The following is a 13,607-nucleotide window of genomic DNA, read 5'->3' as shown; positions in this document are numbered from 1 at the left end:
GCATTAATAAATTTTGAACTGGCCATTATAAGTTTTCAGCACTATAAACTTGATGTGTACTGCCAGGAATTTGATTGAAAGTACAACGTAATTCTTTCTTCAGTATTTTTCCTTTTCCGCTTCCTATATGGAGAAGTTCATAAAAGTCTGTACCTTGATATTAGAATATCCACGGCTATTATGAGTAAAACCGATCGGCGCAGCAAGTTAAGGCTGCCAGTGCTTTTGTGTTTGTTGTTCCTCCACGCAAGTTTATTTCTGCACCAAAAGGCTGCCTCTGCACAGACGATGAAGTCAAAGAAACTAATTCAGAAAGTCCTGAAGGAACACCCGGAGAAGTTTCAGGAGATACTGGATAACCCCGATAAGTACCGGGTGCAGATCCTGTACACGCAAATAGACCGCGACGCTCAGAACCAGCCGCACTTTACCTCCTATAATTATCGGCTTAACGAGAAGGAGTATTTTTACCCGGCCAGCACCATCAAGCTGCCGGCGGCGCTGGTAGCGCTGGAGAAGTTGAATGAGTTAAATATTGCAGGCTTAAACAAATACACGCCTCTGCAGATAGACAGTGCATACGCCGGCCAAAGTGACGTAAAAGTCGACAGCAGTTCGCAAAATCAGCTTCCTACTATTGCGCATTATATCAAAAAGGTGTTGCTTGTGAGTGATAACGATGCCTTTAACCGCTTATATGAGTTTATAGGGCAGCAGCAGCTTAACCAGGCGCTGCACCAGAAAGGCTATGAGGATGTACGGCTGGTGCATCGCTTGTCCATCTTCCTGAGCCCTGATGAAAATGCCCATACCAATCCTTTTACTTTTTATGAAGGTGACAATATCCTATACCGGCAGCCACTCAACAGGAATCCTGCACCTGTACCAACCAGGTTGAGCAACGTCATGTTGGGGAAAGGCCATTATAAGGACGACAAGTTTGTGAATGAGCCGATGGATTTTTCAGGTAAGAATTACATATCCGTAGAAAACCTGCAGGGAATTCTGAAAGCCACGCTGTTCCCGGAGTCAGTTCCGGAAAAGCAGCGGTTTAACCTGACGCCCGATGACTATGCCTTCTTGTATAAGTATATGTCGATGCTTCCCCGCGAAAGCGACTACCCCGCCTACGACCCACAGGAGTATCCTGACAGTTATGTGAAGTTTCTGATGTTTGGAAATGGAAAGGAACCGATACCGGACAATATCCGGATTTTCAATAAGATAGGGGATGCCTATGGCTTTATAATTGACAATGCCTACATCGTGGACTTTGAAAACAAGGTGGAGTTTCTTTTGACGGCCGTTATACTTGTGAATGAAGATGAAATTTTCAACGACGACAACTCTGAGTATGAGGAAGTAGGATTTCCCTTCATGAAAGATTTAGGGCAGGTGATGTACCAGCATGAGTTAAAACGAAAAAAGAAGCACCTCCCGAACCTGGAGAAGTTCAGGATAGATTACAGTAAAGACAGCAGTAGCAGGAAAACGGTCCTGGATGCAAATGATTGATAGCAACTTATAACCAGGCTGCTGTCAATGTTCCTCCACTATGATATGCACCTTATCGTCTTTCTTCACCTGAAGGCTGATATTGCCGCCAACGGGCAGGGTGCACATGGGAGCGGTATGGCCAAAGTCTACGTTAGCGGCAACCGGTACATTTTTTAGCTCTTTTTTGCTGTGGATCATGGTGGTGAGTAATTCACGGGTCATGCTGGTGTCTTTCTGAAAGCGGCCAATGATCAGGCCCTTTATCTTATGGCTGTCGGGCTGGTTGAGGATGGCCTGCAGGTAGTTTTGTACGTCTCTGAATTCGATGACCTTGTTTGCTTCCAAGAAAACGATGGAGTCAGTCAGGTCCGGCATAAATTCACTGCCCATTAATAAATTGAGGGTAATGAAATTCCCGCCAATGCTCTTTCCCTTCACCTCGCCCTCATTTATTGACCAGAATCCTTCATTAACTATCACCTGGCTGTCCCATTCAGAATCGATGTAGTATTCAGAAGGATTTATCCGGACAGCGGCATCGGAGAAAAAGGTCTTCTTCATGTACTCAAAAGAATAATCTACAATTTTACTCGCTCCCAACATCGTGAAATGGGGCCCATAATAGGTGACCAACTTTGTTTTTGCATAAATCGCATTGGCCAATGCCGTAATGTCTGATAGGCCACAAAGGATCTTCGGGTTCTCCCTTATCAGTTCATAATCAATATACTTTAACAGTTGATTGGCGCTTGAACCACCCATCGCCGGGATAATGGCCTGAACATTGGGATCTGTAAAGGCATCGTGCAGGTCTTCCAGCCGTTTCTCAATGGGGGTAGTATTGAATTCATCCCGCTCATGCACATATTTACCATAGCTGACCGTAAGCCCAAGTTCGCCAAATCCCTTTATCGCCTGCTCTTTGTTTTCCTTCGTTAATTTCGGCGACAGGCCGTGTGCCGGTGCAATGACCCTTACATGGTCGCCGGATTTTAATTTTGGTGGTATCATAAGCAAAAGTTTAAAGCTGGCATGAACACGAAAGAGGTAGGTAAAGATATGTCCGGGACTGAAAAATCAGAATTTCAGATAAGTTTGCTCCAACTGCCCGGCCAGCGCATGAAGGTTGGCCAGTGTTTTTTTTAGAAAGTCTACTGTTGATTCTGCCTGATCCCCTGGAGTGAAATCCTGGCATTGTGAAAGAATGGTATGTGAAGTAGACTGGAGAGCGCTTTCCTGTTCCTGCCGGGCAGCATGAAGGTCTTTCAGTATCGTGTGGATGGAGGTGAGGGTATGCACAACAGATTTCGGAAATTCTGTATTTAACAACAGGAAGTCGAGTGCAAGCTTACGGGAAGCATTCTTTTGATATCCCTGTTTAAACATTTCGTAGCCCCCTATGCTTCCAAGCAGGAGGGCAAACTGGTAGCTTTCATCAGGCCCGTTCTGCCCGGAGCTTTCCTGCGTGGCAATGGCCTGCATCTGGTGCAAGAGCGTCCGGGTTATCAGGAAGGCCCTTTCCATATACATCCCCAGTGAAAACAGCATCCATGCCTCATTCCGGAGCATGTTGTTATGTATATAACCTTTAATGCGGCAGCTGTTAGACTCTATTGCCCCGGCAAAACCCTGTATACCCTCCCGGTGTAGTCTTTCAGTGCTATAGCTGTTCATGGTATGGTAGAAACGGTTAACGTACTCCCAGAGCTCAAGCGAAAGGCCGTCACGAGCGCCCCTTGCCATTTCCCGAACCCTGTCTACATAAGCTAAAACCGAATTGGGATTCGCTTCTTCAATACATATAAAGGTAAGCACGTCCTCTGCCTTCAGTTGTGAATGAACAGAAAAATAATTCTCCTGTGCATCTGCCACATGCAGTATAGATTCCAGTAAATCTTCTTTCGATTGCCTTGCTGGCAAATCCATCAGGTTTTCATATTGCACTCTCGAATAAAGAGCTACAAACTCAGCCCATTCCAGGTCGCGCCCCATCCAGTATATCTTTTTTGCGCTTCTTGATAGCATCATGCTTTGCGTTTTAGTACTCAATTAGATTCTTTATACCTCCTGCGTTCCCGCTCTGCTTCCAACAGGTTCCGAGAAGTAGTTTACTCCTCCAGCACCCAGGTATCCTTGGAGCCACCACCCTGGGATGAGTTGACAATCATGTTACCTTCCGTCAGTGCCACCCTGGTTAGCCCTCCCTGGAGCACATACTGCATGTCTTTGCCAAGCAGGGTATAGGTGCGTAAGTCTACATGGCGGGGCTCAAACCTGTTGTTTCCTTCAATGTAGGTGGCATGGTTTGACAGCGACATAATTGGCTGCGCGATGTATTTGCTCCGGTCCTGGGCAATCTTCTGCTTGTATTCGCTTAACTCCGCTTTTGTGGCAGCGCTGCCGACCAATATGCCTTTGCCCCCGTATTCATCTACCGGCTTAATCACCAGCTTGTCCATGTTTTCGATGACGTATTTATAGTCACTTTCCTCCGAACACAGGTACGTGTGCACATTGTTGAGAATAGGTTCTTCGCCCAGGTAGTACCGAATCATAGCGGGCACATAGCTGTAAACTGCTTTGTCATCCGCGGCTCCGCAGCCCGGCGCGTTCAGCATGTTGATGTTGCCTTTCCGGTACGCTTTCATGATACCCGGTATGCCAAACACTGAGTCGGCATTAAATACCTCGGGGTCCAGGAATTCATCGTCCAGGCGCCTGTACATGACGTCTATGCGTTTGGGGCCAGCCACTGTTTTCATATATACCTTGTCCTTTTCTACGTACAGGTCCTTTCCTTCTACCAGCGGAACCCCCATACTATGGGCCATATAGGCATGTTCAAAATAAGCCGAAGCCTGCATCCCATCTGTCAGTACCGCGCCGTTGGGCTCGTCTACACCGGCTGGCGCCACAGATCGCATCAAGGTCAGAAAGTACTCCGTAAATTCTTTCACCGGTTTTAATGCGTACTTGCCGAAGAGTTGAAACATGGTTCGCTTCATTACCTCCCGGTTAGAAAGCACATAGCTCATACCAGAAGGGGTGCGCACATTGTCCTCCAGGATATAATATTCCCCGTCGCTGTGTTTCACCAGGTCTGTGCCGGATATATGGTTGTAAATGCCTCCAGGCGGATCTAAGTCGACCATCGCCGGGCTGTAGTGCACAGAGTTTGTGACCAGTTCCTGCGGTATCAGCTTGTCTTTGAATATATGCTTCTGGTGATATACATCGTGGATAAACGCGTTGATGGCCATGTTCCGCTGGATAGCTCCCCGCTCAAGCTTCTCCCACTCCTTGCTGTTGATCAATCTTGGTAAAAGATCAAAAGGAAAAACCCGTTCGCGTGTTTTGGGCTTGTCAGATGGAAGTTTAAAGGTTATTCCCTGCTCAAAAAAGGCTTGATGGGCGCGCTCATAAAGTTCAGCTAAGTCTGCTGTCGAATACTGGCTGAGCTGCTCAATTATCATGGCGTAGGCAGGCTTCACTGCGCCGTCCGGGGAAAAAACCTCGTCCAGAAAATCAGGGTTCAGGCTGTAATCATCAAACATCCCGTTTGTTGTATCGCTGTTGTTATGCTGCATCTGCTATTATATTTATCAGCACCTGGTTTTCCTCAGCAGGAGAAACACATCTGCTTTCTGTTCTTTGATTATGTTGTAGTTTCCAGCCGGACACATGAAAAGGAGCTTCATTCTAATGGCTTCCGGAGAAAAGTATTGTTTTCAACGCATCAGCTTCGGTAGTGTTTAAGAGCATGTTTAAATTTTATTTTTGAAAGCGCGCGTTTGCAGCTCAGGAGATGAGTCTGAAATATGCTCTAAATAGAAAAAGCCGCTGTACTTACAGCGGCTTTTTCTATTTGTTTCTACTCGTTATCTTACACAAAATCAGGTTTTACTCGTCCCACCAAAGCTCTTCCGACAAAACCGGGCTATCAGGCGTGTTGGGGTTCTTGGATGCCTCTCCCTGCGGATAAGCTACCCGGCGAATAAATGTCGATAAGTCTGCATTAGCAGGTAACTCGAAGCCTTCATAAGCATAATCATACCGTCTGGCATCGTTCCATGCTTCCGGGTTCAGATAAGTTACCACATACTTCTCATTAAAGATCAGGTCGAGCGTGAGGTCGGAGGCACCTACAGCTACAGCCGGGTCAGAGAGGTATTCCTCCGCAGCAGCCGGATCTACCTCCAGCAGGTCCATGCTTGCCTCGATTGCTTCCAGGTAGGCAGCATAAGCTCTGTCTGTCTGCCCGGCTCGTAAAGCTGCCTCTGCTTCAATCAGCTTCACTTCCGGGTAGGAAATAATTATCAAGGGAGACTCATCTCCTGAAAGAGGTGAATTACGGGAAATATAAGACTCGTCTCTGACTGTGTTACTGGCTGACCCTACATTGCCTACTCCGTTAGGTGTGCCGATATATTCTCCAGTAATAGTTGTGTCTGTAATCTGGGCAATCCGGGGATCGAAAACGCCGGTCGTTGTTCCTTTCAGGTGCTCCACAAACTGCTCAGACAGCCAGCCGCCTAACACCAGGTTTTCATTGTTCAGCGCAACAGTAGCCCAAGGGTTCCGTGTCTGGAATACGCCCATCGTTGCATTGTCAGCATTTGAGGTATAGGCGTTATCTACAGCGCTCAATACAGCTTCAGGATTATAAGAGGAGGTTTCGCTTACCTTGTTCAGGAACCTTGCTTTGAGCGCGTAAGCTGTTTTTATCCAGTTCTCCTTGTCCCCTCCATGTATCAGGTCACTGTCCGGATCTAATAACACATTCGAATCTGTTTTGGATAACTCCGCTATGGCTTCGTCGAGCAGTTGTAGCGATGTGTTATACAGTTCCTCCTGCGAGTCGAAGCCTGGCGTGAGGGTGGTGCTAACAAAGGCTTCACTGTAAGGCGCATCTCCCCAAAGGTCAGTTACCAGGCTCAGGTTGTAGGCCATCAGCACGTTGGCTACGCCTACATAATCACTGGCTCCCGCTTCTATGCCTTTTTGCTTCATGTCATAGATGTCGGCCATGGCCAGGTACAGTGCATCCCAGGTGCTGGTGTAATCCGTTACCTGGTAGGTGTCTGTTGAACCTCCTGCTACAGGGCCAGCCAGGTACTGTACAAAGTAGGACGTAATATTAGCCACCCGCTGGCTGTTGAGGCCGGTCTTTTGAGTGGTGGTAGCCAGCATGGTAGCCAAAGGAGGGTTGTTTACCAGGTTCGGATTCTCATCCAGGTCAAAATAATCCTCGCAACTCTGTAAGCTGAATAGTGCCCCCATCATGACAAGGGCAAACGTATATCTGAATATCTTTTTCATACCGCTTCTAATTAGAATCCAAGATTAAGGGTGAATAGGTAGCTTCTAACTGCCGGATAAGTAAAACCGGCAAAGCCATCCACGCTGCTGCCGCTAGGCGTAGAACTGTTTTCGGGGTCATAGCCGGAAAAGTTTGTAGACAGCAACAGGTTATTGCCGGTGAGCGAAACATTGGCATTTTTTATGAAAATGCTGTTGAACCACTGCTCCGGAAGACTGTAGTTCAACGTCAGGGAACGTAGACGAACCCAGGAGGCGTCTTCCACAAAGTTCTCCGACACGCCCCGGTGCACGTTGCGGTAGAAGCCGTTACCATAATTTACGCCATCAGGTCCTACACCCTGTCCTAAGTACACAGGTTGTGTGTTAGGCGTGCCATCTGCCAGCACCCCATCAAACACAATTACATCGTCACGGTTTTCGGTGTATTCCGCTATACCGAAAGCAGAGAAGAAGTTGCCCATCTGGTTGTATTTTTCATGGCCTACGCGGGCATCAATCAAGCCTGTCAGGCTAAGGTTTTTGTAGGTAAAGGTGTTGGTAAAGCCTCCAATCCAATCGGGCTGAGAGTTACCCAGTATTTTCTGGCTTGAAAGCGGTGCCCGCACCGGGAAACCGTTTTCCCCGATAACAATAGGCCTTGACTCATCAAGGAACAGCGGGTCTTCCTCTTCACCGGGGCCATAGTAGCGCTGGTAATGTGAGCCGTAGATATTACCGTAAGCTTCCCCTGGTATCAGTTTCATAGTAACAGTGGAGCCAACATAGCCGAACTGCGAGGCATACGTAATCTCTTCCAGTCCTTCCCTGATGCTCAGGACTTTGTTGCGGTTAGCAGAAAAAACCAGTGACGAATTCCAGCTGAAGTCATTGGTTTGTATTGGAGTAGCATTTAGCGCTAGCTCTATACCTGCGTTTCGCATTTCACCGGAGTTAACCGCTGCTCTTATAAAACCGGTAGTGTTTGCCACGTTAATGCTCAGGATCTGGTCCTTGCTTAGCGAGTAGTAATAGGTAAGGTCAAAGCCCAGGCGGTTGTTGAAGAACGACATTTCAAGGCCTGCTTCATAGGTGTTTGTAAATTCCGGACGGAGTTCCTCATTACCCAGTAGGGCAGATCTGGTATAGCCGGTATAGCCTGTTGGGAGCACAGAGTAAGTGCCGTAGCCAGAGGAGGTAGCATAAGGTAGTGCATCTTTACCTATCTGGGCATATGATAACCTTAACTTGCTTTGGTTGATAAATGCAGGTAGCTCCAGGTGCTCGCTGAACACATAACTCAGGCTGGCAGAAGGGTAAAAGAAGGTCCGGTTAAAATTCTCAAGCGTAGACGTAATATCATTCCGGCCCGTCAGGGTCAGAAAGAGGAAGTCTCTGTAATCAATAGAAGCTTCTCCGAAGAAACCCATCAGCCGGTACTCTTCCTGCTGCTGGCGTGGTGTTAGAAACTGCGCGTTTGTCAGGTAAAAGTAATCATAAACAGCCAGGTTGGAGCCTTCCACTCCAAAGCTTTTCGTGCTCCTGTCATACAACTCATGGCCAAGCCGCAGTGTTCCGTTAAAGTTTTCGCCGAAGGAAGAATTCAGCGTGGCAATAAAAGTAGAGTTGATGGCTCTGAATTTGGTAGTATACTCGTTTACAAAACCCTGATCATTGTCTTCATACACGCGCTCACCGGCCAGTCCACGCGGACCTGGCGCTGTAGCGGTGCGGTCTTCGTTATAAGTGTCCAGGCCGATGCGGTAGCTGAAATCCAGCCAGCTAAGCGGAGAATAACCAAAGCTCAAACCCCCGATAAACCTGTTTACGTCGTCCTCCAATTGGTTTGTGGCAGCGCCATAAATCGGGTTGTTGTTGCCGTACGTGTTCATGGTGCCATCCGGCGTTCTGAAATCCCTTACGTCCCAACGCGGCGACCAGTAGCTGAGGCTTTCGTTGAAGCGGTCGGCGTTGTAGCGGTTTCCGCCGGAGTTGATGTAGTTGAAGTTGGCCCCGGTCCTGAACTTATCGCTTACCTTGATTTCTGCATTCAGGCGGGCAGAAATATTCTCATAGTCTGTAAAAGGCAATACTCCCTCGTGGCGCAGGTGTGAGATAGAAGACAGGAAGGTGAAGCGCTCCGTACCGCCTGCGAAGGAAAGCGAATTCCTGAACTGGCTGCCCGTTTCATAGGCGTCCTGGAAGTGGTTGTACAGTTCAGTCGGGTGTGTCGGATCTATCTGCCGGGCCTCTGCCACGGTTGGTCCCCACGATGGCCAGAAGCTCTCAGGGTCATATTCGCCTAAATAACCTTGCGTGTAGGTGTCCTGCACATCAGGGAATTTGTTAACTTCTTCAATGCCAGCTGTACTGGTAAAGTTAACCCGCAGGGCACCTTGTGACCCTTTTTTAGTTGTGATAACCACTACGCCGTTGGCCCCTCTCAATCCATATAAAGCAGTAGCCGCACCGCCACGCAGTACGTTTATACTTTCTATATCATCCGGGTTTAAATCAGCTAACCTGTTGCTCATGCCCCGGAGCTCTGTGCCCTGGCCAAAAGTAGAGGTAGAGTTATCCATCTGGATTCCATCAATCACAAAAAGTGGTTGGTGAGGCCGGTTTGGATCGATAGAGTTTATTCCACGGATACGGATGTCGGTTCCCTGACCCGGAGCGCCTCCTGTGCTGGAAATAACGGCTCCGGCCACTTTACCCTGCATGGCATTCAGTACGTTCGGCTGGCGGTGCTGTGTCAGTTCTTCTGAACCTACAGACTGGGCGGCATAACCCAGCGCCTTTTTCTCACGCGAAATACCCAAAGCAGTCACTACCACTTCCTGTAGCTGCTCGCTATCAGTTCCTAAGCTCACATTGATAACCGACTGGTTTCCTACCGGCACTTCCTGGGTTTCGTAGCCCAGGAACCGGAATACGAGTACCGCGTTATTGTCCGGAACCCTGATTTGGTAATTACCTTCAGCATCGGTTGCGGTGCCTCTGGTGGTCTCTTTCACAATCACGCTAACACCTGGCAGCCCCATGCCATCTGCGGCACTCGTGACCCTGCCGGTAATTACGCTCTCCTGCGCAAAGGCACTGGTTACACAGCACACCAGCAAGAGAAAAGTAAAGATTTTTTTCATAATGTAAGAGATTAAACTTTGAACGATAATAAAACTTTGGTGAAACTATTCTGCTAAGATATTTCAATAATTATATCTATTTAAAGCATTAGATGCTTTTATTGAAATAATGATAATGTCACTGAAAAAATGTTTCTTGCAGGGAGGATTGCCTGCTGTAAGTGAAATGGAATATATCCAGAAAACGTGGTTTTTGCTATCAGAAGCAGGAAAATTTTTCTGAGTCAGGTAATTGCTGCGCATCAAAGAAGGGGTAAATATTACAGTCAGGTACCTCGTGGTGTGGCTCAGGTGATAGAAGCTTAAGCACTGAAGTGGCTGCCAGAGAATACATTATCCTTAAATATGTAGAATACAGGAGGAGACTTCAGGGCTTCTGCTGCTTTGCCTTTCAAATAAAATGTTGACTACACATTAAAATTTTAGCACATTTAGGCAGCTGTAATAGTACGCAATCCTGTCCTTAGACAAGTCAACTATGAAAAAACATCGTTTTTATCTATTCCTGTTAAGTATTTTCTTTCTGCTGTTGCTACCGGGCGTGCCACTGCAGGCGCAGGAGTTTACATTTGAGGCCGTTCGGAGTTTTCCTTTCCCAAGCAGCCTGACAGCCTCCGCGAAAGGTTCCCGGGTTGCCTGGGTGTTTGACGAGCAGGGCAGGCGTAACGTGTATGTGGCGGAGGGGCCGGCCTTTACTCCCCGCAAACTCACAAACTATTCCGTTGACGACGGACAGGAAATCACCAGTTTATCTCTTTCAGCAGATGGGCAGTGGGTGGTGTACGTAAGGGGAGGAGAGCACGGAGCAATATGGGACGAGGGTGTAACTGTGAATCCACTTTCTGATCCGGTGCCACCCAAAGTGCAGCTGTGGTCTGTACCATTTGCCGGAGGAGAGCCAAGAGCCTTGGCAGAGGGAGATGACCCTGTTATCTCCCCAAACAGTGACCGGGTTGCCTTTGTCAGGAATGGGCAGGTATGGGAGGCGCTGTTAAAGAAAACAGCTGCTGCGAAGCCGCTTTTCAGAGCAAGAGGTTCTATCAGTTCGTTGGAGTGGTCACCTGATGGAAAGAGTTTAGCCTTTGTCTCAAATCGGGGAAGCCACGCATTTATAGGAGTTTATACAGACAGCAACACACCTATCAAATGGATTGCCCCATCCTTTTATAAAGACACGTCACCACGCTGGTCACCAGACGGGAAGCGGCTTGTCTTTGTACGCACACCCGGCACAGGAGGCGCTCCTGAAGCCTACCTGGAAAAGCACCACAGGCCCTGGGCTATCTGGACGGCCGATGTAGCTTCCGGAGAAGCTAGCCAGCTATGGAAAGCACCGGAGACGCTGCCTGGGTCTGTGCCTAGCACACAAGGTGGCTATAACCTACACTGGGCGGCGCAAAACCGTATCGTGTTTCTTTCTTACCAGGACGGGTGGCCGCATCTGTACTCCATGCCGGCAGCAGGAGGAGAGCCGCTGCTGCTCACAAAGGGGGAGTTTATGGCCGAACACATCAGCCTGAGTCAGGATAGAAAATGGCTGCTGTTTACTGCAAACACGGGACCAGACAAAGAAGATATAGACCGACGGCATATCGTGCGTGTTCCGGTAGACAAGGCTGCGATGGAGTTACTCACACCCGGGGACGGCCTGGAATGGTCGCCGGTGTTAACGGGTGATGGTGCCACAGTGGCTTTGATAACGGCTACAGCACAGCGCCCGCCGCTTCCGTCTGTGATGGCCTTCAACAAGGGCAAGGTGAAAGTGCTTGCCCAGGATCTTATACCTGCTTCATTCCCGCAAAAGCAATTGGTAACGCCGCAGCAGGTTACCTATAAAGCGCCGGATGGCCTGACCATTCATGCGCAGCTATTCGAGCCAAAATGCGGTGCGGGCAAAAAACCAGCTATCGTGTATGTGCATGGTGGCCCATCGCGGCAGATGCTCCTAGGGTGGCACTACTCCGATTACTATGCCAATGCCTATGCCATGAACCAGTACCTTGCCAGCCTGGGCTTTGTGGTGCTGTCAGTGAACTACCGCCTGGGTATTGGGTACGGGCATGCCTTTCACCAACCTGAAAAAGCAGGGCTTACCGGAGCATCTGAATACCAGGACATACGGGCAGCGGCCACTTGGCTGGCAAAACAGACACAGGTAGATGCCAGCCGCATCGGCATTTACGGCGGCTCTTACGGTGGCTACCTCACAGCGCTGGCATTGGGGCGCGACTCAGACCTCTTTGCTGCAGGCGTGGATATCCATGGTATGAGCGATCGTTCTGTCGGGCGTATCGCTGACCTTGTTGCACCAGACCGTTATGAGCGTGCACCGGATGCTGATCTGGCGGCCAAAGTGATTTGGGAGTCTTCCCCGGTCTCATCTGTCGGCACCTGGAGGTCACCGGTTCTGCTCATACACGGAGATGATGACCGCAATGTGGCGTTCAGCAGCAGCATTGATTTGGTGCGACGCCTTGAAGCCCAAGGGGTTCCTTTCGAAACGCTTGTGCTGGTAGACGATACCCACCACTGGATGCGATTTTCCAATGCACTGAAAGCGGGAAATGCCACAGCAGAGTTTTTCCAGCGGAAACTATTCAGAAAAGGGATTGGGCAACGGTAGCTACACCAACTGATGGTGGCGTAGAATTTTTTACACTAGAAAAACTAGAATACTCCTTATGAGACTGAATACACGCAGGTTGCTTTTTCTGCTGCTGGCAGGTATGGCGGCTTCCTGCTCATCTAACCCTTATGCAGCTACGAACAGGGCACACAAAAAGCAGGTGAAGGCACATACGCAGGCGCTTCGTACATTCCCGGCGCTGAACCCTGAAGAGGAAACACTGCAGCAGGGGAATTACTGGGTCGGCACCACCAATTTCAGCATGCGCAGGCCAAACTATGTGGTCATCCACCACACCGCGCAGAATTCTACAGAGCAAACACTGAAAACCTTTACAGAGCCGGCAACACAGGTAAGCGCCCATTATGTGATTGGCAAGGATGGCGCAGTTTACCACATGCTGCACGATTACATGCGGGCATGGCACGCCGGTTCCGGCAAATGGGGCAATAACACCGACTTGAATTCCTCCTCTATCGGTATAGAACTCGACAACAATGGTGCGGAGCCCTTTACGGGAGCACAGATCAACAGCCTGCTGAAAGTGCTGGCTATTCTGAAGAAGACGCACCACATCCCAACAGCCAACTTTATCGGCCATTCCGATATCGCGCCTGTCCGGAAAGAAGATCCGAACCCGACATTCCCCTGGAAGCTCCTGGCTGAAAACGGGTATGGCCTGTGGTATGATGAAGGAGTTCTGGACGACTATTTCCTGCATGCTGCAACGCTTGCCCCGGACACGACAGTCACAGTGCTTACACCCGACACGATGGCTATTGCGCTTGCTCCTGACAGCACTGCCACGGTTGACAGTATGGCTATTCTTGACAGCGCCACCGTTGTGGTACCTGAATTTTATCCGGCGCATTTCAATCCGCAGGAGGCGCTCCGCATCATTGGCTATGATGTACAGGACAAGGAAGCCGCTATCCGTGCCTTTAAGCTGCATTTTATACAGACGGATATCACGCCTGTACTAACAGAGCAGGATAAAATCGTGCTCTACAACCTTTACAAAAAGTACCTTTAAATCTTCG

General features: G+C 48.9%; 8 protein-coding genes. 3 read left to right on the top strand and 5 right to left on the bottom strand.

Going from position 1 to position 13,607, the window contains the following annotated elements:
• The first annotated feature begins 288 nt into the window (after positions 1-288).
• The gene (locus tag DXT99_RS09860; protein WP_115565375.1) at positions 289-1,515 is read left to right on the top strand and encodes a serine hydrolase; all 1,227 of its coding nucleotides are present in this window, start codon (positions 289-291) and stop codon (positions 1,513-1,515) included.
• Between the two features lie 24 nt (positions 1,516-1,539).
• Here DXT99_RS09860 and DXT99_RS09855 read toward each other — a convergent pair whose 3' ends face one another.
• The 5 genes from DXT99_RS09855 to DXT99_RS09835 all read right to left on the bottom strand — a co-directional run bounded on the left by DXT99_RS09855 (position 1,540) and on the right by DXT99_RS09835 (position 9,941).
• A complete protein-coding gene (locus tag DXT99_RS09855; RefSeq protein WP_115565374.1) occupies positions 1,540-2,508 on the bottom strand; it encodes a S66 peptidase family protein in 969 nt (322 codons plus the stop codon).
• A gap of 66 nt (positions 2,509-2,574) precedes the next feature.
• A complete protein-coding gene (locus tag DXT99_RS09850) occupies positions 2,575-3,525 on the bottom strand; it encodes an alpha-E domain-containing protein (RefSeq protein WP_115565373.1) in 951 nt (316 codons plus the stop codon).
• A gap of 80 nt (positions 3,526-3,605) precedes the next feature.
• Complete coding sequence (locus DXT99_RS09845) at positions 3,606-5,084, bottom strand: circularly permuted type 2 ATP-grasp protein (RefSeq protein ID WP_115565372.1); 1,479 nt, start codon at positions 5,082-5,084, stop codon at positions 3,606-3,608.
• A 313-nt stretch (positions 5,085-5,397) separates the two neighbouring features.
• A complete protein-coding gene (locus DXT99_RS09840; protein WP_115565371.1) occupies positions 5,398-6,816 on the bottom strand; it encodes a SusD/RagB family nutrient-binding outer membrane lipoprotein in 1,419 nt (472 codons plus the stop codon).
• A gap of 11 nt (positions 6,817-6,827) precedes the next feature.
• Positions 6,828-9,941, bottom strand: a complete 3,114-nt coding sequence (locus DXT99_RS09835) for a SusC/RagA family TonB-linked outer membrane protein (protein ID WP_115565370.1) — start codon at positions 9,939-9,941, stop codon at positions 6,828-6,830.
• A 478-nt stretch (positions 9,942-10,419) separates the two neighbouring features.
• Between DXT99_RS09835 and DXT99_RS09830 the strand changes: the two genes are divergently transcribed.
• Together DXT99_RS09830 and DXT99_RS09825 are read left to right on the top strand one after the other, a co-directional pair.
• Entirely contained in the window at positions 10,420-12,564 is a 2,145-nt protein-coding gene (locus DXT99_RS09830; protein WP_115565369.1) for a S9 family peptidase, read from the top strand.
• Positions 12,565-12,622: 58 nt separating this feature from the next.
• A complete protein-coding gene (locus tag DXT99_RS09825) occupies positions 12,623-13,600 on the top strand; it encodes an N-acetylmuramoyl-L-alanine amidase (protein WP_115565368.1) in 978 nt (325 codons plus the stop codon).
• Positions 13,601-13,607: the final 7 nt, after the last annotated feature.

Source organism: Pontibacter diazotrophicus (assembly GCF_003367245.1).
Classification (GTDB): Bacteria; Bacteroidota; Bacteroidia; order Cytophagales; family Hymenobacteraceae; genus Pontibacter; species Pontibacter diazotrophicus.
The sequence above is the reverse complement of the archived record's forward strand: the minus strand, read 5'-3'. Positions and strand labels throughout refer to the sequence as shown.

Bases quoted from the DNA above. Each gene is read 5' to 3' on its own strand.
- DXT99_RS09855 (WP_115565374.1), bottom strand. From the start codon at position 2,508: ATGATACCACCAAAATTAAAATCCGGCGACCATGTAAGGGTCATTGCA.
- DXT99_RS09845 (WP_115565372.1), bottom strand. From the start codon at position 5,084: ATGCAGCATAACAACAGCGATACAACAAACGGGATGTTTGATGATTAC.
- DXT99_RS09830 (WP_115565369.1), top strand. From the start codon at position 10,420: ATGAAAAAACATCGTTTTTATCTATTCCTGTTAAGTATTTTCTTTCTG.
- DXT99_RS09850 (WP_115565373.1), bottom strand. From the start codon at position 3,525: ATGATGCTATCAAGAAGCGCAAAAAAGATATACTGGATGGGGCGCGAC.
- DXT99_RS09860 (WP_115565375.1), top strand. From the start codon at position 289: ATGAAGTCAAAGAAACTAATTCAGAAAGTCCTGAAGGAACACCCGGAG.
- DXT99_RS09840 (WP_115565371.1), bottom strand. From the start codon at position 6,816: ATGAAAAAGATATTCAGATATACGTTTGCCCTTGTCATGATGGGGGCA.
- DXT99_RS09835 (WP_115565370.1), bottom strand. From the start codon at position 9,941: ATGAAAAAAATCTTTACTTTTCTCTTGCTGGTGTGCTGTGTAACCAGT.
- DXT99_RS09825 (WP_115565368.1), top strand. From the start codon at position 12,623: ATGAGACTGAATACACGCAGGTTGCTTTTTCTGCTGCTGGCAGGTATG.